This is a genomic window from Flavobacterium album, from assembly GCF_003096035.1.
GTDB lineage: Bacteria > Bacteroidota > Bacteroidia > Flavobacteriales > Flavobacteriaceae > Flavobacterium > Flavobacterium album.
The window spans coordinates 658620-678630 of sequence record NZ_CP029186.1 but is presented as its reverse complement, the minus strand read 5'-3'; the positions used below and the strand labels follow the sequence as shown (position 1 = coordinate 678630).

Here is a 20011-nt window from a genome sequence, read left to right as displayed (position 1 = left end):
TTGTGTTGAGGGCACAAATATCGAAATTTTTGTGATATGAAACCGAAACTTATCATTAAACATTTTTAAAGCGTATTTTTGGGCTTATTTTATAGGAATTACTATGGTTATCCGAGAAGGGAAAAAGGAAGATATGCCCGCTGTACTGGGCCTTATTAAAGAGCTTGCCGCATTCGAAAAAGAGCCCGATGCTGTCGTGGTAACGGTAGACGAATTGGTGCGAGACGGTTTTGGCAGCAACCCGTTATTCCATACATTTGTGGCTGAGGCCGATGGGGAGGTTATCGCAATGGCGCTGTTCTATTACCGTTATTCTACCTGGAAAGGCAGGACTATTCATTTGGAAGACCTGATCGTGAAGGAAAACAAGCGTGGCACCGGAGCTGGCAGTGCGCTTTATAAGGAAGTAATTAAATTCGCTAAAGCCGATGGTGTGCGCAGGGTAGAGTGGGTAGTGCTCAACTGGAACACCCACGCGATACAATTCTACGAACGTTCGGGTGCAGCCATATTGCAGGACTGGCTTACAGTGCAGATGAACGAGGAAGGCATTACAAAGTTTACGTTAGATATAAAAGCTTTAAAAAAAATTTAACCACATAGGCACTTAGCCATTATGGCTTTATTAAGGACAAATGAGGCATAAGTGGCTCATAGATGAAGCGTCGCTTCATTATGTGCACTTGCAAATAAACATATCGTAAGCCTTGGAGATAATTATAAGCCTATGTATCTATGTGGTTAAATATTATTTGAAAGGTAGTATTAAATTATATTCAGGATGAAAGTATTCAAATTCGGTGGGGCATCGGTAAAGGATGCCGATGGTATCAAAAATGTGTATGAGGTATTGCAGCAGGTAGGGCATGAGGACGTGCTGCTTGTCATTTCGGCAATGGGCAAAACGACCAATGCGCTGGAGGTGGTGATAAAAGATTATGTGTCCAAATCACCTGAGTTGCAGTCATCCATCCAGGAAGTGAAAAAATACCACAACCAGATACTCATCGACCTTTTTGACGACGACAAGCACCCTGTGTTTGCCGCAGTGAACCATATCTTTTCCGATCTCGAAAGCTTCCTGAAGAATAACAAGTCGCCCAACTATAACTTTGTCTACGACCAGATCGTGAGCCAGGGTGAGATTGTATCGACCACCATTGTAAGCCACTATTTTAATTACCGCGGACTCAAAAACCAGTGGTTGGATGTGCGTGAGTTCATCAAGACCGACAACACTTACCGTGATGCGATCGTCGATTGGGACCAGACGCAGAAACTTATTTCGAAAAATGTAAAGAAGAAAAGCCTTAACATCACACAAGGCTTTTTAGGTTCCGACGAAAATAACTTTACGACTACCCTTGGCCGTGAAGGCTCCGATTATACAGCCGCTATTTTTGCCTACTGCCTTAACGCCGAAAGCGTAACGATATGGAAAGACGTGCCGGGCGTACTGAATGCCGACCCTCGTTATTTTGAGAATGCCGTGCTCCTAAACCAGATATCCTACCGTGAAGCCATAGAGCTCGCATTTTACGGTGCTACGGTTATCCACCCCAAAACATTGCAGCCTTTACAAAAAAAGGAAATCCCGCTGTACGTAAAGTCGTTTGTCAATCCGTTGCTGCCGGGAACCAGCGTTAGCAAGGGTGCCGACCTTGAGCCGCATGCGCCATGCTTTATCGTAAAAAAAGACCAGTTGCTAATATCGCTTTCGTCGCTTGATTTTTCCTTTATTATGGAAGAAAATATCAGCGAGATATTCGCTCTGCTGCACAAATACAAAATGAAGGTTCACCTGATACAGAATTCAGCGATAAGCTTCTCTGTATGTGTGGACGATAAGTTCGGCAACTTCCAGGAACTAAAAACCATTCTTTCCAAAAAGTTCAAGGTGACCTACAACGACAATGTATCACTCTACACGATCAGGCATTTCAATGAAAGATCGGCAGATGCCGTTGCCAAGAATAAGGAAGTGCTTGTGCGCCAAGTGAGCAGGGAAACCATGCAGATCGTGACGAAATAAGTTTAAGTCACAGCCTTTTTGCGGAATAGGCAGGTCGCAGCTTCAGTTACAAACCCCAAAAGTTTATAACCAAACAATGCGTTTGTCATTTTGGAGTTGAAAGATATATCATTAATTTTATATCTTTATAAAAAACAGTATCATGAAAGTTAAAGATATTGAAAAATATAGCAATGCCGAAAAGATTATACTTGCTGAGCAGCTATGGGACAGCATTTCCAAAAAAGACCTGGAACTTTCAGATGAGATAAAGCAGGAACTCGACATTAGGCTTGACAGACTTGAAAGAGGCGAGACCCAGCTATATACATGGGATGAAGTTAAAAGCCGTATTAAAGGCCTCAGGAAATAAAAATTCATTTTACCGATGAAGCACTATTGGATATTGAAGATGCTATTCTGTGGTATGATGAGCAACGGGAAGGCCTGTCTTATGATTTTGAACTTTGCCTTGAAGCGGGTATAAGTGAGATTGCCCTAAGTCCTTTAGCTTTCCAGGATAGGTATAGAAAAATTAAAGTGTTTTTCATTTACCGTTTTCCTTATGGCATACATTATATTGTCAAGGAGGATATACTGTTTATATTGGTGTTTTTCATACTTCACGATCACCAAAAAAATGGAAGAAAAGAAAGTTGTAGTTTACAAACTCTTCACCACATACGTCACGATTCCCCAAACCGTAAAATTATTTTCTTCGCTCACTTTTATGGGCTGGTAGGCAGGATTCTCGGGCATAAGGTACAGGCAGTCTTTATCCAGTTTCAGGCGCTTTACGGTAAACTCGCCATCGATGAGGCAAATGGCTATCTTTCCATCAGCAGGTTCCAGGCTGCGGTCGGCAACGAGCAGGTCGCCATCGGCTATCCCGGCATTCATCATCGAGTTTCCCGAAACCCTTATGTAGAATGTAGTCAGCCAGTTTTTGGCAAGTTCTTTATTCAGGTCGATGCGCTCCTGCATGAAATCCTGTGCCGGTGATGCAAACCCTGCCGAAATGCCGTGCGTTACAAACGGCAAACCCGGGGTGCTCTCATCATCGGGCCGAAAGAATGTCAATGCCTGTTTCATGATTCGCAGTTTATTGTCAGGATATCGCCAAATTTGGTGGTATAGCCAGGAGAAAGCATATCCTGCTTCATGTCCCATGTCTTTTTTTCCTGCGTTCCGAGGCGTATCATGCGGTCACCCATTTTGCGGTTTACTTTGTCCATGGCTTTCATCAGTTCCAGGTGCTTGGGGTTCTCATCGAGAAAAAGGTTAAACTGCCTGTTGTCCTCGGGAATAAGTTCCGTCACGATAACGCCCGCTTTCTTGAACCGTATGGTATCGGTACTATCCATAAGGGTTTTCAGCAGCTGTATGGCAGCATTGTTTATCGTCAGTGCAGAATTGGTAGGAAAGGGCAGCGTCATTGCCCGGCTGTAATGGTACTTCAGGTTTTCGATGCTGTGCTTGTCGGCTACCAGCATGACGATTACGGTATGGCAGCACGAGCCCTGTTTCCGGAGTTTCTCAGCCGTTACTGTCGCAAAGGTAGAAACGCGTTCACGGATGAGGTCGTAGTCGGTAAGCTGCTTAGGAAAGCTCCGTGTCGTGGCGATGCTTTTCTTATCGATATCAATAGGGTCGGGGCCTAATACCGACTGTCCTTCGAGCTCGCTTTTCAGGCGAAGGCCCACCACACCCATATTCCTACGGATCCACTGCTCAAAGTAAGGCTGTATAAAGTCGTAAGCAGTATTAATGTTCAGCGCCTTCAGCTTGCGGGCAGAGCGGTAGCCAATGCCCCATACATCACCGATCTTCAGCCATTTGAGCGCCTTTATGCGTTTCTCATCGTTATCGATCACGTAAACACCGCCGGTCTTGTCCTGGAATTTCTTGGCAATGCGGTTGGCGGCCTTTGCAAGCACCCGGGTAGGCGCGATCCCAACGCATATCGGCAGGCTGAGCCAGTTCCACGCGCGCGTGCGCATCTGCAGCCCATAGTCATGAAAATCGGCAATGTTCATCCCCGTAAAATCAAGAAAGGCCTCGTCGATGCTATACACTTCTACGTTAGGGGTGAACATCCGCATGGTTTCCATCATACGTTCGCTGAGGTCGCCATACAGCGGGTAGTTGGACGAAAAAACACCTACATTATATTCCTTCAGCAGCGGCCTGATCTTGAATTCCGGCACCGCCATGCCGATGCCCAGTGTCTTTGCTTCTTCGCTGCGCGAAATAATGCAGCCATCGTTGTTGGACAATACCACAACAGGTTTCCCCTGCCACTTCGGCTGGAAAACCCTTTCACAGGATACATAGAAATTATTGCAATCGATGAGTGCATACATAAAGCAAATTTAATCATTATAAGAATATAATCTTATTTTGAATGAAAAATTTACTTCTTGCGCAGAACCTTTTAGGTCTAAAACAAAAAAGCGCATTACCCGAAAGCAATGCGCTGTATATTTTATAAAGGAATTTTATCGTATAAGTCCTGTAACCATCGAAGGCCAAAGTCCAATGGCAATGCTCACTAATAGCGAAACAATCGCTACGGCACCATACATAAACGGCAGCGGCTCCCTTTTTTCGGTATCGTCCTTAGTGTACATGGCCAGTATCAGCTTAAAGTAGTAACCCACGCTTATGATGGAGTTTACTACAGCGATGATAACGATTACTACGTGGTTTGTCGCAAGCACCTGGTTGAAAAGGAACAGCTTGGCAAAGAACCCTGAAAATATCGGGATACCCGCCATTGATAACAGGGAACAGGTTAAAACGCCAGCCATAACCGGGTGTGTTTTGCCCAATCCGTTGAAATTGTAAATGTCTTCGTCACCTTTTGTCCTGCAAACAAACAGCACTACAGCAAATGCCGCAATACCGGCAAGCGAATAAGCCGCAGTATAATACAGCAGAGTGCCTTGTGTAGCTATCGGGTTATAGAAAGTCATGAGCATAAAGCCAGCGTGCGAGATACCCGAAAAAGCAAGCATCCTTTTTACGTTGTCCTGTTTTAATGCCATAAGGTTACCCACTGTCATTGACAATACGGCAACAATCCCTATTACGGTAACATACGACCCCGGAATCTCATTGTTCATGCCCACCAGCAATTTGAAGAAAGCGGCAATAGCAGCAATCTTGGCCAGTGTGCTCATCGTAGCGGTAGTAAGCGCAGGCGATCCTTCATACACATCCGGTGCCCAAAAGTGGAACGGAACGATAGCCATCTTGAATAACAAGCCTATGGTCAGCATTACCATACCGATGAAGAACCATTTCGGGAGTGCAGGGTCGAGGGTCGCATTGTGTATTGTAGCAATGTCAAACGATCCGGTCGCGCCATAAATAAGTGCGATACCGAACAATATGATACCCGATGCGAATGCTCCCATCAGGAAGTATTTCATACCAGCCTCGTTGCTTTTCAGGTTTTTAGGCTCGCTGGCTGCCAATACATATAAGGCTATAGACAGCACCTCGATACCAAGGAAAAACATCGAAAGGTTGCCGAACGAAACCATAGCAATCGCGCCTGTAAGCAGGAACAGTTTTATGGCAACAAAATCGGATAGTTTCGGCTTGTGGTCCTTGTGGAAATCCGGAGTAAGCGCGATAAGGAAAATGGCAAGGATAATAAACAGCCCCGAAAAGCTTATTGCAAACTTGTCCGGAACAATCATGTTGTTGTAAAAGCCGCTCATTACCTGCACAGATGCATTTGGGTCAAGCGCCATATATTCAGCCACGGTAAGTCCAAGGGCTCCAAGCAGACCAACGATGGTTACCGGCACAATGGCTTTCCTCAAATTGAAAATTTCAGCTATAAGGCATAAAATCCCTAATCCTGCAATAGCTATTAATGTATTCATTCTCTATCGGGCTAAATTAAATCGGTTTATGTATTCTAAAGTGCTCTTTAATTCGGGCGTAACGAAATCCACAATAGGTTTCGGGTACAGTCCGAAAAACAGCAGTACGCCTATTATCAGTACCATCGCAAATCCTTCGCTGAAAGTAACATCGGCAAAAAACTTCGCGTTCTTCTCGCCAAGCATCACCTGCTGGAACATGCGCAGCATATAAAACGCGCCAAGTATGATAGTGGTACCGCCGATCACAGCGATCCATATATTGGTTTGCGCGAGGCTGTACAGCAATTCAAATTCTCCCACAAAGTTAAATGTGGCAGGCAGCGCTACAGAGGCCAATACCAGTATCATGAACATCGATGTGAACTTAGGCGATTGTATCCTGATGCCGCCCATTTCGCTGATCGCATCGGTATTGAAACGGCGTGAGATGATCTCGGCAGCAAAGAATAATCCTACCACTACAAAGCCGTGGGCCATCATTTGAAGGAAAGCGCCGCGAAAACCGTCGATGGTGAGCGTATAAGCACCGGCCGCGATGAGGCCAACGTGTGCCAGTGAAGAGTAGGCCAGTAATTTTTTAAGGCTGTTTTGCTTAAGCGCCAGTATCGATCCGTAGATAACACCAGCAACGCAAACACCTATGATGATAAACTGGTATTCGAATACCGGGCCCGGGGCAATTGGCAGCTGCCACCTGATGATGCTGAACAGCGCCATTTTAAGCATGATGCCCGAAAGCAACATAGTACCCGCAGCCGGGGCTTTCTGGTAAACATTAGCCTGCCAGGTATGGAAAGGTATGATAGGGATCTTAATAGCATAGGCCAAAAAGAATCCTAAGAATACAAGTAATTGCTCGTTTGGTGTAAGCATGGCATTATACAGGTGCCTGAAATAGAAGGAACCTGTTTTGTGGTACAGGTAAAGGAACGATACCAGCATGAAGAGCGATCCTGCAAAAGTGTAGATGAAGAACTTCACTACCGCTTTTTTCCTGTCTTCCGCATTGCCGCTACCCCACACAAGGGCTATAAAATAGATCGGGATAAGCGAAAGTTCCCAAAAGATATAATAAACCAGGCCATCAGCGCTCAGGAAGGTTCCTGTCATCGCAAAGGCCATGAACATGATAAGGGCGTAGAAACCCCTTGTTTTCGGGAACAGGTTACCGAATGAAGTGAATATGATTATCGGAGTCAGCGCGGTGGTAAGCAATACCATCGACAGGGAAAGGCCGTCGCCAACGAAAGCCAGTGTGATGCGCGGCACCCGTATCCAGGCGTGGGCATAGTTTACATTTCCGCCGCCGGTAAAGCGGTAGGTAACATAAATAGCTGCTGCAAAAGCTGCCGTGCTGAAAATAAGCGCTGCTTTGGAAGCCCATTTATCACCTACAAAGTAAGTCGCTGCCCCCCCGAATAATAAGATAACAAGTATGAAAGATACGTCCATCAGTATGAATTATTTTGCCAGAAAAATATAACCTATAATTGAGCATACGCCCGCAACAAATACGAAAAGGTAGAAGCCTATGCTGCCGTTCTGTATCGTTTTGCCTTCAGAACCCAGCATATTTGCCAGTTTGCCCAGCCCGAAAACAGATCCGGATATAGCCACCTCAATAACATTCTTAAAGAAGCTCCCAATGGCATAAACAGGTTTTACGATCACGGCCATGTACAGCTCGTCAACATAAAATTTATTGTAAAGCACTTTGGCAACCCCCGTAATCTTACTGTCCGGTTCCGGTACCTCAGATTTTTTGATATACTTAGCGTATGCAATACCGATGCCCAGAAGCGCGCCTACAACAGCTATGCCCATAAGCATATATGCGGTGTTGTCAAGGTGGTGGTGTGCGGCAGGTTTTGCCATTACAGGTGCAAGGTATTCGTTAAGCCAGCTGCTTCCCGGCAGGCTGATGGCACCGCCCACAAGGGCAAGTATCGCCAGAACAATAAGCGGGAACGTAATTAGTGCAGGCGATTCGTGCAGGTGGTGTTTCTGCTCTTCGGTACCCCTGAAATCTTTGTAGAATGTAAGGTACAAAAGGCGGAACATATAGAATGCCGTCATTATAGAGGCAACCGAACCAATAACCCATAGTACAGGGTTTTCATGGTAGGCAGCCATCAATATTTCGTCTTTAGAGAAGAATCCGGAGAATGGGGGTAAGCCCGAGATCGCAAGTGTCGAGATAAGGAATGTTGCAAATGTTATCTTCATCACTTTGCGAAGGCCGCCCATGTTGCGCATGTCCTGCTCTCCGTGCAGTGCGTGGATAACCGATCCCGATCCAAGGAACAGGCAGGCTTTAAAGAAAGCATGCGTGATTACGTGGAATACCGCGATCTCATAAGCGCCAAGCCCAAGTGCAAGGAACATAAGGCCCAACTGAGATACTGTAGAGTAGGCCAGTACTTTTTTAATATCGTTCTGAACAAGGCCTATGGCTGCGGCAACCAATGCGGTTACGGCACCAACTATGGCAATTACGTTTTGTACATCCGGAGCCAGGTTGAAAAGGAAGTTCATCCTTGTGATCATAAAGATACCTGCCGTTACCATTGTGGCAGCGTGGATAAGCGCCGAAACCGGGGTAGGGCCTGCCATCGCATCCGGAAGCCATGTGTAGAGCGGTATCTGCGCACTTTTACCACACGCACCTATGAAAAGGCATAGCGCGGCAATACTTAACCATGTAGCATCAACGGTAAATTTGCCTTCGGTAATTATGGTACGGATAACTGTATAATCCAGTGTATGGAACAGGTAAGCGATGATGAATATCCCGATAAGGAAACCAAGGTCACCGATACGGTTCATAATGAAAGCTTTCTTAGCAGCATCGTTATAATCCTGGTTTTTGTACCAGAAACCGATAAGAAGGTACGAGCAAAGCCCAACGCCTTCCCAGCCGATGAACATGATAAGGAGGTTGCTTCCCATAACCAACGTAATCATAAAGAAAACGAACAGGTTCAGGTAAGCGAAGAATTTATGGATGTTCTCGTCATCATGCATATAGCTGATCGAGTACATGTGGATAAGCGTACCGATTCCGGTAACGAACATCAGCCACAGCAACGAAAGCTGGTCCAGCTGGAATCCGAAGTCAACCGAAAAGTTGGCCAGCTGCATCCACTGGAACAGGTCGATCATGACAGGCTCTTTCGTACTGTTTACCTGAAGGAAGAAAAATAATGTTACTCCGAAGGACACGGCAACTGCCAGAGTCCCTAATACGCCTGCTGCATTCCTGCTTAATTTTTTCCCAAAAAAAACGTTCAACAGAAACCCTGCAAAAGGCGCGAATAATAATAGTAAAGCCAAATTTGTATCCATCAGGCGTTATCCTTTTAAATTTTTCAAATTATCAATGTCAATGTTGTTCAGGTTCCTGTACACGGCTACCAATATGGCAAGCCCCACGGCAACCTCGGCAGCGGCAACAGCCATAGAGAAGAATACGAATACCTGCCCCTGCGCATCCTGGTGATAGGTAGAAAAAGCTACCAGCAGCAGGTTTACGGCGTTAAGCATGATCTCGATCGACATGAACATCACGATGGCATTCCTCCTGTACAATACCCCGAATACCCCGATGCAGAACAGCAGCGCAGATAGGTAAATATAGTTTTCGATGCCTATTTCCTGTAATATATTTTCCATACTAATTATTAATATGTTCTTTTTTAGATAATAATACCGCCCCGATCATCGATACCAGAAGTAGTACTGATGCAAATTCGAACGGAACCATATATTCGTTAAGCAATACCTGGCCTAATATTTTGATCGACTGGAAATCTTTTCCGGAAGTAACATATTCAAGCTGCGGCTGCGCCTTAACGAATGTTGCCAACAATACGAACGCTACAAGGCAGAAAGCGATCACTGCCGCTATCTGCGTGAGGACTGATTTGTTCTTTTCGTCTTCCTTATTGAGGTTCATGAGCATTATCGTAAAGAGCATGAGTATCATGATGGCCCCGGAGTAAACGATAACGTGTACGATTGCAAGAAACTGTGCGTTGAACATCAGGTAATGCCCTGCGATAGAGAAAAAGCAGAGTACAAGGTAAATGGCACTGTGTATCGGGTTTTTGCTGAATATTGTCAAAAACGCCGTAGCAAGTGTAATGGCCGATAAAATGTAGAATAATGTTGTGATCATCTATTTTGCCATTTGGGGTTTTTTAGTATTGTCTATTGCCATATCAAGCGGCATCACCAGTTTGTCCTTACCAAAGATAAAGTCTTCCCTGTCGCTGTTAGAGCGTACCATCGTCCTTGATTTGGTAAGATAGATAGCCTGTTTAGGGCACGCTTCCTCACACAGCCCACAGAAAATGCAGCGCAGCATGTTGATCTCATAAATAGAAGCATATTTCTCTTCACGGTACAGGTGCATCTCGTCCGGCTTGCGCTCTTCGGCTTTCATAGTGATCGCCTCAGCAGGGCAGGAGAGGGCGCACAACCCACAGGCTGTACAGCGCTCACGGCCTTCCTCGTCGCGCATCAGCATGTGCTGGCCGCGGTATACCGGACTCATCTCACGGGTCTGTTCCGGGTATTTTATAGTTACTTTGCGCCTAAATAAGTGCCTGATGGTAATGAACAGGCCTTTTAAGATCGTCACAAGGTAAAGGCTTTCCAAAAAAGTCATCTTTTTGTTGGAAACCTCCTTCTTTCGTCCCGATAATGACATGGTTTCTATTGACATAGTATATCTCCTTTTCGAGTGGCAGTTTTAGAATGTAAAATTACCGTCGTTTATTAATATTATTATACCGGTAATGATGATATTGGCTATAGCCAACGGAATCAGCATCTTCCATCCAAGGCGCATCAGCTGGTCATAACGGAACCTCGGCACCGTCCAGCGCACCCACATATAGAAGAAGATGAAGAAGCACAGTTTTGCGAAAAGCACCACCATACCGATAACGTTGGCAGTGTTAACACCCACGTTCTCTTTCATCCATTCCATACCAGGGTAGTTGTATGCCCCAAAGTAAAGCACGGCAAGTATCGTTGACGAGATGAACATACTCGCATATTCGGCAAACAGGTAAAAGCCCATTTTCATCGAAGAATATTCTGTGTGGTAACCGCCGATAAGCTCTGCCTCACACTCGGCAAGGTCAAAAGGCGTACGGTTGGTCTCTGCGAACGAACAAACGAGGAATATCAGGAAGCCCACCGGCTGGTAGAATACGTTCCAGTTCATTCCTTCCTGACCGGCTGCTATCTCTTTAAGGCTCAGTGTGCCTGTCATCATGATAAGCGCAATGATCGAAAGTCCCATCGCTACCTCATAGGATATCATTTGCGATGAGGCACGCATGGCGCTCATCAGTGAGAATTTGTTGTTGGAAGCCCATCCGCCGATCATGATGCCGTAAACACCTACCGACAGTACGCCGAATACATACAGTATCGCTACGTCAATATCGGTGGCCTGCAGGATAACATCGCGCCCGAATACGTGCAGCTTGTCGCCCCACGGTATAACGGCGCTGGTCATTAGCGCGGTGCTCATCGAAATGAACGGCCCTACGATGAACAGGAACCTGTTCGGGGTGTTGGGGAAGAATTCCTCTTTGGAGAACAGCTTCAAACCGTCGGCAAGGGGCTGTAATATACCACCTTTACCGGCGCGGTTCGGGCCTATACGGTCCTGGAGCCATGCGGCGATCTTTCTTTCAGCCAGTGTGGAGTACATCGCCATGACCATTGTCAAAGCAAAAACTGCAATGATGACAACGCTCTTTTCTATAATTATAGCCTGATCCATTATATTTGTCCTTCTTTAAATACCTGAACTTCGTCTTTTTTCAACGGGATAGCAGTCATACTGATCTTCTTGCGATCCTGCTCGCGGCCAAGGAGTATCTGGCTCTCGGTCTCAATAACCACTTTATCCAGCTTCCTTGTATAATTGTTCTGGTTGATAACCGAGTCTTTCTCGAATTTTCTTGGGCCTTCAATAACCCAGTCTTTAGGGTCTTTGTGGTCAAAACGGCATTCGTTGCAGATGAATTCTTCTACTTCATGGTATTCATCCTTACGTGCCGTAACCCTTTGTATCTCTTCGCCAAACATCCAAAGCGTGGTCTTGCCACAGCATTTCGTGCAATTCCTGTGCGCATTGTACGGCTTGTTGAACCATACCCTTTGCTTAAAGCGGAACGTCTTATCGGTCAATGCGCCTACAGGACACACATCAATCATGTTGCCGGAGAACTCATTGTCAATAGCTTTAGAGATGCAGGTAGATATCTGCGAATGGTCGCCGCGGTTCACTACGCCGTGCACTCTTCCGTCCGTAAGCTGGTCGGCGGTCATAACGCAGCGGTAGCACAATATGCAGCGGTTCATGTGCAGCTGGATATTCGGACCTATATTCTCAGGCTCAAAAGTCCTTTTCTCTTCGATAAAACGCGTTTTGGACGAACCGTTCTTAAAGCTCAGGTTCTGCAGGTCGCACTCCCCGGCCTGGTCGCATATAGGGCAGTCCAGCGGGTGGTTGATCAATAGGAATTCCGTTACCGATTTGCGTGCATCCACAACCCTTTCCGAAGTGATGCTTTTCACCTCCATACCGTCCATAACGCCGGTAACACATGAGGCTACCAGTTTTGGCATCGGAGTAGGGTTGGCATCGCTTCCTTTGGAAACCTCTACCAGGCAGCAGCGGCATTTGCCCCCGCTTCCCTTCAGTTTGGAATAGTAGCACATGGCAGGCGGCACTGATTCGCCGCCTATCTTACGCGCAGCCTGCAGGATGGTGGTCCCCGGTTCTACGTCTATTTCCTGTCCGTCTATTGTTACTTTCATTTTTCTTATGTTTGAAAGTTGAAGGTTTTAATGTTTTAAGCCCTGACGCAACTTTACAACTTTCAACTTTTTAACTTTAAAAACTATTATACTACTTCTTTTGCCACCAAATGCTTCACCTTCTCAAAAGGCTCGGCTACAAAGTGGTCACGGTTCTTGATTTTCTCAGGGAAACGAACGTGGTATTCAAACTCGTCCCTGAAATGGCGTATCGCCGCCGCTACCGGCCATGCTGCCGCATCGCCAAGAGGGCAGATGGTGTTGCCTTCTATTTTTCGCTGGATGTCCCAAAGCAGCTCGATATCCTCCTCGCGGCCGTGGCCGTGCTCGATACGGTGCAGTACTTTCTCCATCCATCCGGTACCTTCACGGCATGGCGAGCACTGCCCACAGCTTTCGTGATGGTAAAAACGGGAGAAATTCCAGGTGTTGCGCACAATGCAGGTAGTATCGTTATACACGATGAAACCGCCCGATCCCAGCATCGAGCCCGATGCAAACCCGCCTTCGCTAAGCGATTCGTAGGTCATCAGCCTGTCGTTGCCTTCGGTCGTTTTAAAAATAAGATGTGCAGGAAGGATCGGCACCGAAGAGCCTCCGGGAACCAATGCCTTCAATGGCCTGTCATCCATCATTCCGCCCAGGTATTCGTCGGAGTTCATGAACTCGTCAACGCTCAATCCAAGGTCTATTTCATATACGCCAGGGTTTTTACAATGCCCCGAAGCTGATATTAATTTTGTTCCTGTAGAGCGGCCTATACCTATTTTGGCATATTCCGCGCCGGTATTGTTCACGATCCATGGCACTGCCGCGATCGATTCCACGTTGTTCACCACGGTTGGGTTAGCCCAAAGCCCGCTTACCGCAGGGAATGGCGGCTTGATCCTCGGATTGCCCCTTTTGCCTTCCAGCGATTCGATAAGGGCGGTTTCTTCACCGCAAATGTAAGCGCCGGCACCACAGTGCACATGAAGGTCAAGGTCGAAGCCCGAACCTAATATATTCTTGCCCAGCCATCCGTTGGCATAGGCTTCTTTTATTGCTGTTTCCAGTATGCGGAATACCCACATGTATTCGCCACGGATGTAGATGTACGAAAGATTACAGCCAAGCGCATAGCTAGACGTGATCATCCCTTCGATCAAAAGGTGCGGAATATACTCCATCAGGTAGCGGTCCTTAAAAGTTCCCGGCTCCGACTCGTCCGCATTGCAAACCAAATGCCTTGGCTTGCCCGATTTCTTGTCGATAAAGCTCCACTTCATCCCTGTTGGGAAACCTGCGCCACCACGACCGCGCAGCCCCGAAGTTTTTACCTCTTCCACCACTTCGTCCGGGGTCATGCTTTTCAGCGCTTTTTCTACAGAGCGGTAACCGCCAACTTTGCGGTATATCTCGTAGGTCTTTATCCCCGGCACCTGTGCGTGCTCTAATAATATCTTTTGTCCCATACTATTCCGTTATGGCCTGTTTATGTAAATCTATTTTTCCTGCCCTGCAATCGTCGATAATCGTATCGATCTTTTCTTTGGTCAGGTGTTCTTTGTAGTAATCGCCAAGCTGCATCATAGGGGCATAGCCGCAGGCACCAAGGCACTCTACGCCAACCACCTGGAACATGCCGTCAGGCGTTACTTCACCTTCCTGTACGCCCAGTTTGCTGCAGGTATATTCCATCAGGTCCTCGGTACCGCGAACTGCGCAGCACGATGTCCTGCAGAATTCGAACATGAATTTGCCAATTGGCTTTTGGTTGTACATCGTGTAGAACGATACTACCTCATATACTTCAATAGGCTGTATGCCAATGATCTCGGCAACTTTGTCCTGAAGCTCTATGCTCAGCCAGTTGTCGTGCGCATCCTGCACATCATGAAGGATAGGCAGCAGGGCCGACTTCCTTTTATCGGCAGGGTAGTGGCTCAATAGCTCATCGATCCTTGCCTGAAGTTCAGGAGTGATATTTATAACCTGTTTTGCGTTTGATATTTCCATGTTCTTAAGCGTCTAATTCGCCTGCAATAACATTGAGGCTTGATAATGTTGCAATGGCATCCGAAAGCATTTGCCCCCTCACCATGTCGTTGAATGCCTGGTAATAAATAAAGCACGGCCTGCGGAAATGCAGCCTGTATGGCGTGCGGCTTCCGTCCGTTATAAGGTAAAAGCCAAGCTCCCCGTTACCGCCTTCCACAGCGTGATACACTTCGGTTTTAGGTACAGGTATCTCACCCATCACGATCTTAAAGTGGTAGATGAGGGCTTCCATATTATGGTAAACATCTTCTTTTGGAGGAAGGTAGTAATCAGGCACATTGGCATGGAAAGGGCCTTCCGGCATCTTGGCCAATGCCTGCTTTATGATCTTGAGGCTTTCCCACACCTCGGCGTTGCGCACGCAGAAACGGTCGTACGTATCACCCGATTTTCCAACCGGCACGTCAAACTCAAAATCTTCATACGAGCTGTAAGGGCTCATCACGCGAACGTCGTAATCAATACCTGCAGCACGAAGGTTAGGGCCGGTAAAGCCGTAGCTCATCGCTTTATCCGCAGAAATAGGGCCTACGTCTATAGTCCGGTCCATAAAAATCCTGTTGCGGGTAAGCAGGTTTTCGAATTCTGTCCATATAGGAGGGAATTCTTCTAAGAAAGTATTTATCTTTTTGAAGGCTTCCGGGCTCCAGTCCCTTTCAAAACCTCCGATGCGGCCCATGTTTGTAGTAAGGCGGGCGCCGCATATCTCTTCGTATATCTCGTAAATTTTCTCCCTGTACTGGAAAACGTAAAGGAAGCCTGTCAGTGCGCCGGTATCCACACCCAGTACCGAGTTGCAGATGATGTGGTCGGCAATACGCGCCAGTTCCATGATGATTACCCTCATGTACTGAACTCTTTTTGGTACCTCTATATCAAGGGCCTTTTCCAGTGTCATCCACCAACCCATATTGTTGATAGGCGAGGAACAGTAGTTCATCCTGTCGGTAAGCGGGGTTATCTGGTAAAACGGCCTGTTCTCGGCAATTTTCTCAAAAGCGCGGTGAATATAGCCTACAGTGCCTTCGCCATCGAGTATCCTTTCGCCATCCATAAGCAGGATGTTCTGAAAGATGCCGTGCGTGGCAGGGTGTGTTGGCCCAAGGTTCAGTATGGAAAGCTCGCTGCCGTCTTCATTCTGCCTCTGCTCGATCATCTTGGCATAGCGGTGTTCCGGTGGTAATAACAGGTCTGACATTTTATATAAAAATTATTCCTTGCTAATTATGTGCATTGTCGGTTATCCTTCCGAAGAAACGATCGTCTTTATCCGTACGGCCGCCATCTTCCAATGGGAATTCCTTCCGCATAGGGAAAGAGGTCATCTCGTCCATATTTAATATCCTCTTAAGCTGTGGATGCCCTTTGAAGATAATGCCGTAAAAATCGTAGGTTTCGCGTTCCTGCCAGTTAGCGCCCAGGAAATGATCGGTAGCCGAATCGATCTCCAGGTTGTCTGCGCTCAGGAAACACTTAAAGCGGATGCGAACATTATCCATCCAGTTGTGCATGTGGTAGGCTACGGCAAATTGCCTTTCGGTTTCATTATCAGGATAATGAATGCCGCACACGTCGGTAAGGAAGTTAAAGCGAAGTACAGGGTCGTTCTTAAGGAAGCCCATTACTTCGGACATTGAGGCAGCTTCCACTTCAAACGAAAAGATGCCTTTTTGCAGGATAAACCCGGTTACTTTTTCACCGAATTTACCGGTAAGCTTATCTTGTATAACAGTTGTTTCTAAAGCCATTGTTACCTTATGTAATATTATAAGAAGCCATCAGTTCCTGGTATTCCGGCGAGCTTCTCCTCCTTACGGATTCTGATTTAACGATATCCTGGAGCTTCATGATGCCATCCAGTATCTGTTCCGGCCTTGGCGGGCATCCCGGTACGTAAACGTCTACCGGTATCACTTTGTCAATACCCTGAAGTACAGAATAGGTATCGAATACACCACCCGAAGAAGCACACGCGCCTACGGCAATAACCCAGCGCGGCTCGCTCATCTGCTCATATACCTGACGGAGGATAGGAGCCATCTTTTTGGCAATGGTACCCATAACCAGCAGCATGTCAGCCTGGCGCGGCGAGAAGCTCATACGCTCAGAGCCGAAACGGGCCACATCATAATGCGAAGCCATTGTAGCCATGAATTCGATACCGCAGCACGATGTCGCGAAAGGAAGCGGCCAAAGCGAGTTGGCACGCGCAAGCCCTACCACGGTGTCAAGTTTGGTGGCAAAAAATCCCTGTCCTTCTACTCCTTCCGGAGTGTCAACCAATTTTATATCTTTTGAATTGCTCATTGTAATTAATTTTGTGGATTATCATGCATATAATGCAAAATACATGCCTAACCTACTCCCACTCAAGGCCTTTTTTCTTCATAACGTAGAAGAATCCAACGATAAGCAGCAGCATGAAAATTCCCATCTTCACCAATCCCTCAAGGCCCATTTCACGGAAGTTGATCGCCCATGGGTACATGAAGATCACTTCTACGTCAAACAGTACGAATAATATCGCTACAAGGAAATATTTTACGGAGAATGGGATACGCGCGTTACCGATAGACTCGATACCGCACTCAAAATTCTTGTCTTTATTTACAGAGTTCCTCTTCGGCCCGAGAAGGTTCGATATGAAGATAGTGCCGCCAACAAATCCCGTTGCAAGCAAAAGCTGCATGAATATCGGAAAGTAGCTCATCTGGTTTGTATCCATAAGTAGGTGGAATTTATAAACAATCCACAAATATACATTCCATACGTGAACTAACTAAACGTTTTTTATAGAGAGAAAGGAATATCGCTTAATTTTTACTGGTTCTAAATAATGAGTGGATAGCCTGCTAATACACAGCTGTAAATATTTTGGTCGTTTATTTTTTATAAGTTGCCGATTTGATATAAAAACAGCTAAAAAAATAATTAATAATAGGGTTTAAAACAAAAAAAACCGCCCTTTTTAAGGGCGGTAAACTGTAATAGGTAATCCTGATATATTATATATTAGTCTTCCAGCGCTGCTACCTGAGCAGCCACTTTACCTTTTTTGCCGTCTTCTTCTACGTAGCTTACTTTGTCGCCCTCACGGACTCCTTCAACCCTAAGGCCTGTAGCATGTACGAAAATGTCTTTGCCTGTTTCGTCGTCTGTTATGAATCCAAAACCTTTAGATTCAATAAAAAATTTTACTTTGCCTGTTCGCATTCTGTAATAAAAAAATAATTAATAATGCTCAAAGGTAAACTTATTTCTGACACTACAAAGGGAAATGTTAAAAATATAAAAAAATAATTGATTTATAATCAGAGGGTTATTGTTCTGAAAATTATTACAGTTGCGTTTGCGCTTCTTTCATATGTAAAGGTCCCAAAGGTTTTTAAAACCTTTGGGGCCTGAATAAATAAGATGTCCTGTTATTTCAACCTGATATGCAGCTCATCCAGCTGTGCATTATCAATAGCCGATGGCGCATCGATCATAACGTCGCGGCCTGAGTTATTCTTAGGGAACGCAATAAAGTCGCGGATGGTTTCCTGCCCGCCAAGTATCGCTACCAGCCTGTCGAAGCCGAATGCAAGCCCTCCGTGCGGCGGCGCGCCAAACTGGAACGCATCCATCAGGAAGCCAAACTGTGCCTTCGCCTGCTCTTCGGTAAAGCCAAGGTATTTGAACATTAGTGACTGCGTGGCCTTGTCATGTATCCTTATAGATCCGCCTCCTATCTCGTTGCCGTTAAGCACCAGGTCGTAGGCATTGGCCCTGACAGCTGCCGGGTTGGTTTCCAAAAGCGGCATATCTTCCGGTTTTGGAGAGGTGAACGGGTGGTGCATGGCGTGGAAGCGCGATGTATCCTCGTCCCATTCCAAAAGTGGGAAATCTACCACCCACAGCGGTGCGAATACTTCAGGGTTACGAAGACCCAGGCGTGTAGCCAGTTCCATACGCAGGGCGCTCATGCGGGTACGTGTTTTGTGCGCGTCGCCCGATAGCACCAATATAAGGTCGCCCGGTTTTGCTCCCGTTATTTCAGACCATTTTTGCAGGTCGCCCTGGTCGTAGAATTTATCTACCGATGATTTGATAGAGCCGTCAGCCTCATACTTGGCGTATACCATGCCGCTGGCGCCTACCTGCGGGCGTTTTACCCATTCGATAAGCTCGTCGATCTGTTTCCTTGTATAGGCTCCTGCGCCGGGAACGGCGATACCTACAACAAGCTCTGAACTGTTGAACACTGCAAAATCTTTATGCTGCGTTACTTCATTCAATTCACCGAATTCCATCCCGAAACGGATGTCCGGCTTGTCATTGCCGTATTTTTTCATGGCTTCGTCGTAGGTCATTCTTGGGAACGGCCCGGTTTCGATACCTTTTATCTCTTTTAATAAGTGGCTTGCAAGGCCTTCGAACGTCTGTATAATGTCTTCCTGTTCCACAAAAGCCATTTCGCAGTCGATCTGCGTGAATTCCGGCTGGCGGTCGGCACGGAGGTCTTCATCCCTAAAACATTTCACGATCTGGAAATACTTATCCATACCACCTACCATTAGCAGCTGCTTAAATGTCTGTGGCGATTGCGGAAGGGCATAGAACTGTCCTTCGTTCATACGGGAAGGTACTACGAAGTCGCGTGCGCCCTCGGGTGTCGATTTTATAAGCACAGGTGTTTCCACCTCAATAAATCCTTGTTTGGAAAGATAGTTACGCACCTCGATACCTACTTTGTGGCGGAAGATAAGGCTGTTCTTTACCGGGTTCCTGCGGATGTCGAGGTAGCGGTATTTCATACGGAGCTCTTCGCCGCCGTCGGTCTCATCTTCTATGGAGAAAGGAGGGAGGATAGATGCATTAAGTATGGTAAGCTCGCTCACCAATATCTCTATATCGCCTGTAGCCATATTTGGGTTTTTAGCCTCGCGCTCTATAACGGTGCCTTTTACCTGAATAACGAATTCGCGGCCCAGTGAAGCGGCGCTGTTGAAAACTTCTTTTTGGGTGCGGCCCGTGTCAAATATAAGTTGGGTAATGCCATAGCGGTCACGCAGGTCGACCCAGATCATAAATCCTTTGTTGCGGGACTTCTGCACCCATCCTGCTAATGTTACTTCCTGGTTTATATGAGAGGCGTTGAGTTCGCCGCAATTATGGCTTCTATACATTGCTTTAAAAATTTTGAGTGCAAATTTAGCATATCAAAAAGATATTTTGC

21 protein-coding genes are annotated in these 20011 nt (G+C 46.3%); 3 read left to right on the top strand and 18 right to left on the bottom strand.

The window, feature by feature from the left end:
- Positions 1-103 precede the first annotated feature (103 nt).
- From HYN59_RS03065 to HYN59_RS03055, 3 genes are all read left to right on the top strand, one after another.
- Positions 104-595, top strand: a complete 492-nt coding sequence (locus HYN59_RS03065) for a GNAT family N-acetyltransferase (protein ID WP_108776863.1) — start codon at positions 104-106, stop codon at positions 593-595.
- Between the two features lie 186 nt (positions 596-781).
- Entirely contained in the window at positions 782-2032 is a 1251-nt protein-coding gene (locus HYN59_RS03060) for an aspartate kinase (protein ID WP_108776862.1), read from the top strand.
- 142 nt (positions 2033-2174) lie between these two features.
- On the top strand, positions 2175-2384 hold the full coding sequence (locus tag HYN59_RS03055) for an addiction module protein (RefSeq protein ID WP_108776861.1): 210 nt from the start codon (positions 2175-2177) through the stop codon (positions 2382-2384).
- Positions 2385-2674: 290 nt separating this feature from the next.
- Here the strand turns inward: HYN59_RS03055 and HYN59_RS03050 are convergent, their stop codons facing one another.
- The 18 genes from HYN59_RS03050 to aspS all read right to left on the bottom strand — a co-directional run bounded on the left by HYN59_RS03050 (position 2675) and on the right by aspS (position 19961).
- Complete coding sequence (locus HYN59_RS03050; RefSeq protein ID WP_108776860.1) at positions 2675-3103, bottom strand: LexA family protein; 429 nt, start codon at positions 3101-3103, stop codon at positions 2675-2677.
- Positions 3100-4374, bottom strand: coding sequence for a Y-family DNA polymerase (locus HYN59_RS03045; RefSeq protein WP_108776859.1), 1275 nt, complete (start codon positions 4372-4374; stop codon positions 3100-3102). The genes HYN59_RS03050 and HYN59_RS03045 overlap by 4 nt, the downstream gene beginning before the upstream one ends.
- Positions 4375-4509: 135 nt before the next feature.
- Positions 4510-5907: an NADH-quinone oxidoreductase subunit N gene (locus HYN59_RS03040; protein WP_108776858.1), complete on the bottom strand. Its 1398-nt coding sequence runs from the start codon at positions 5905-5907 to the stop codon at positions 4510-4512.
- 3 nt (positions 5908-5910) lie between these two features.
- Positions 5911-7362 carry a complex I subunit 4 family protein gene (locus HYN59_RS03035; RefSeq protein WP_108776857.1) on the bottom strand — a complete coding sequence of 484 codons (1452 nt, stop codon included), beginning with the start codon at positions 7360-7362 and terminating at the stop codon, positions 5911-5913.
- Between the two features lie 9 nt (positions 7363-7371).
- Entirely contained in the window at positions 7372-9255 is a 1884-nt protein-coding gene (nuoL, locus tag HYN59_RS03030; protein WP_108776856.1) for an NADH-quinone oxidoreductase subunit L, read from the bottom strand.
- Positions 9256-9261: 6 nt separating this feature from the next.
- The gene (gene nuoK, locus HYN59_RS03025; RefSeq protein ID WP_108776855.1) at positions 9262-9582 is read right to left on the bottom strand and encodes an NADH-quinone oxidoreductase subunit NuoK; all 321 of its coding nucleotides are present in this window, start codon (positions 9580-9582) and stop codon (positions 9262-9264) included.
- A gap of 1 nt (position 9583) precedes the next feature.
- The gene (locus HYN59_RS03020; protein WP_108776854.1) at positions 9584-10087 is read right to left on the bottom strand and encodes an NADH-quinone oxidoreductase subunit J family protein; all 504 of its coding nucleotides are present in this window, start codon (positions 10085-10087) and stop codon (positions 9584-9586) included.
- The gene (gene nuoI / locus HYN59_RS03015) at positions 10088-10636 is read right to left on the bottom strand and encodes an NADH-quinone oxidoreductase subunit NuoI (protein WP_108776853.1); all 549 of its coding nucleotides are present in this window, start codon (positions 10634-10636) and stop codon (positions 10088-10090) included.
- A 27-nt stretch (positions 10637-10663) separates the two neighbouring features.
- A complete protein-coding gene (gene nuoH, locus HYN59_RS03010) occupies positions 10664-11710 on the bottom strand; it encodes an NADH-quinone oxidoreductase subunit NuoH (protein ID WP_108776852.1) in 1047 nt (348 codons plus the stop codon).
- Positions 11710-12753, bottom strand: a complete 1044-nt coding sequence (locus tag HYN59_RS03005; protein WP_108776851.1) for an NADH-quinone oxidoreductase subunit G — start codon at positions 12751-12753, stop codon at positions 11710-11712. Before HYN59_RS03005 ends, nuoH begins: the two co-directional genes overlap by 1 nt.
- 86 nt (positions 12754-12839) lie before the next feature.
- The gene (nuoF, locus tag HYN59_RS03000; RefSeq protein ID WP_108776850.1) at positions 12840-14207 is read right to left on the bottom strand and encodes an NADH-quinone oxidoreductase subunit NuoF; all 1368 of its coding nucleotides are present in this window, start codon (positions 14205-14207) and stop codon (positions 12840-12842) included.
- A gap of 1 nt (position 14208) precedes the next feature.
- Positions 14209-14751, bottom strand: a complete 543-nt coding sequence (locus HYN59_RS02995; protein WP_108776849.1) for an NADH-quinone oxidoreductase subunit NuoE family protein — start codon at positions 14749-14751, stop codon at positions 14209-14211.
- 4 nt (positions 14752-14755) lie between these two features.
- Entirely contained in the window at positions 14756-15991 is a 1236-nt protein-coding gene (locus tag HYN59_RS02990) for an NADH-quinone oxidoreductase subunit D (protein WP_108776848.1), read from the bottom strand.
- A gap of 22 nt (positions 15992-16013) precedes the next feature.
- Positions 16014-16541: an NADH-quinone oxidoreductase subunit C gene (locus HYN59_RS02985; protein ID WP_108776847.1), complete on the bottom strand. Its 528-nt coding sequence runs from the start codon at positions 16539-16541 to the stop codon at positions 16014-16016.
- Positions 16542-16548: 7 nt separating this feature from the next.
- Positions 16549-17100 (bottom strand): NADH-quinone oxidoreductase subunit B, encoded by a 552-nt coding sequence (locus HYN59_RS02980; protein ID WP_108776846.1) that lies wholly within the window; start codon positions 17098-17100, stop codon positions 16549-16551.
- Positions 17101-17152: 52 nt separating this feature from the next.
- Positions 17153-17518 (bottom strand): NADH-quinone oxidoreductase subunit A, encoded by a 366-nt coding sequence (locus tag HYN59_RS02975; RefSeq protein ID WP_108776845.1) that lies wholly within the window; start codon positions 17516-17518, stop codon positions 17153-17155.
- A 287-nt stretch (positions 17519-17805) separates the two neighbouring features.
- A complete protein-coding gene (locus HYN59_RS02970; RefSeq protein ID WP_108776844.1) occupies positions 17806-18006 on the bottom strand; it encodes a cold-shock protein in 201 nt (66 codons plus the stop codon).
- A gap of 209 nt (positions 18007-18215) precedes the next feature.
- Positions 18216-19961 carry an aspartate--tRNA ligase gene (aspS, locus tag HYN59_RS02965; RefSeq protein ID WP_108776843.1) on the bottom strand — a complete coding sequence of 582 codons (1746 nt, stop codon included), beginning with the start codon at positions 19959-19961 and terminating at the stop codon, positions 18216-18218.
- Between the last annotated feature and the right edge of the window lie 50 nt (positions 19962-20011).

Coding starts and splice junctions, on each gene's coding strand:
- HYN59_RS03065 (WP_108776863.1), top strand. CDS start 104: ATGGTTATCCGAGAAGGGAAAAAGGAAGATATGCCCGCTGTACTGGGC.
- HYN59_RS03060 (WP_108776862.1), top strand. CDS start 782: ATGAAAGTATTCAAATTCGGTGGGGCATCGGTAAAGGATGCCGATGGT.
- HYN59_RS03055 (WP_108776861.1), top strand. CDS start 2,175: ATGAAAGTTAAAGATATTGAAAAATATAGCAATGCCGAAAAGATTATA.
- HYN59_RS03050 (WP_108776860.1), bottom strand. CDS start 3,103: ATGAAACAGGCATTGACATTCTTTCGGCCCGATGATGAGAGCACCCCG.
- HYN59_RS03045 (WP_108776859.1), bottom strand. CDS start 4,374: ATGTATGCACTCATCGATTGCAATAATTTCTATGTATCCTGTGAAAGG.
- HYN59_RS03040 (WP_108776858.1), bottom strand. CDS start 5,907: ATGAATACATTAATAGCTATTGCAGGATTAGGGATTTTATGCCTTATA.
- HYN59_RS03035 (WP_108776857.1), bottom strand. CDS start 7,362: ATGGACGTATCTTTCATACTTGTTATCTTATTATTCGGGGGGGCAGCG.
- nuoL (WP_108776856.1), bottom strand. CDS start 9,255: ATGGATACAAATTTGGCTTTACTATTATTATTCGCGCCTTTTGCAGGG.
- nuoK (WP_108776855.1), bottom strand. CDS start 9,582: ATGGAAAATATATTACAGGAAATAGGCATCGAAAACTATATTTACCTA.
- HYN59_RS03020 (WP_108776854.1), bottom strand. CDS start 10,087: ATGATCACAACATTATTCTACATTTTATCGGCCATTACACTTGCTACG.
- nuoI (WP_108776853.1), bottom strand. CDS start 10,636: ATGTCAATAGAAACCATGTCATTATCGGGACGAAAGAAGGAGGTTTCC.
- nuoH (WP_108776852.1), bottom strand. CDS start 11,710: ATGGATCAGGCTATAATTATAGAAAAGAGCGTTGTCATCATTGCAGTT.
- HYN59_RS03005 (WP_108776851.1), bottom strand. CDS start 12,753: ATGAAAGTAACAATAGACGGACAGGAAATAGACGTAGAACCGGGGACC.
- nuoF (WP_108776850.1), bottom strand. CDS start 14,207: ATGGGACAAAAGATATTATTAGAGCACGCACAGGTGCCGGGGATAAAG.
- HYN59_RS02995 (WP_108776849.1), bottom strand. CDS start 14,751: ATGGAAATATCAAACGCAAAACAGGTTATAAATATCACTCCTGAACTT.
- HYN59_RS02990 (WP_108776848.1), bottom strand. CDS start 15,991: ATGTCAGACCTGTTATTACCACCGGAACACCGCTATGCCAAGATGATC.
- HYN59_RS02985 (WP_108776847.1), bottom strand. CDS start 16,541: ATGGCTTTAGAAACAACTGTTATACAAGATAAGCTTACCGGTAAATTC.
- HYN59_RS02980 (WP_108776846.1), bottom strand. CDS start 17,100: ATGAGCAATTCAAAAGATATAAAATTGGTTGACACTCCGGAAGGAGTA.
- HYN59_RS02975 (WP_108776845.1), bottom strand. CDS start 17,518: ATGGATACAAACCAGATGAGCTACTTTCCGATATTCATGCAGCTTTTG.
- HYN59_RS02970 (WP_108776844.1), bottom strand. CDS start 18,006: ATGCGAACAGGCAAAGTAAAATTTTTTATTGAATCTAAAGGTTTTGGA.
- aspS (WP_108776843.1), bottom strand. CDS start 19,961: ATGTATAGAAGCCATAATTGCGGCGAACTCAACGCCTCTCATATAAAC.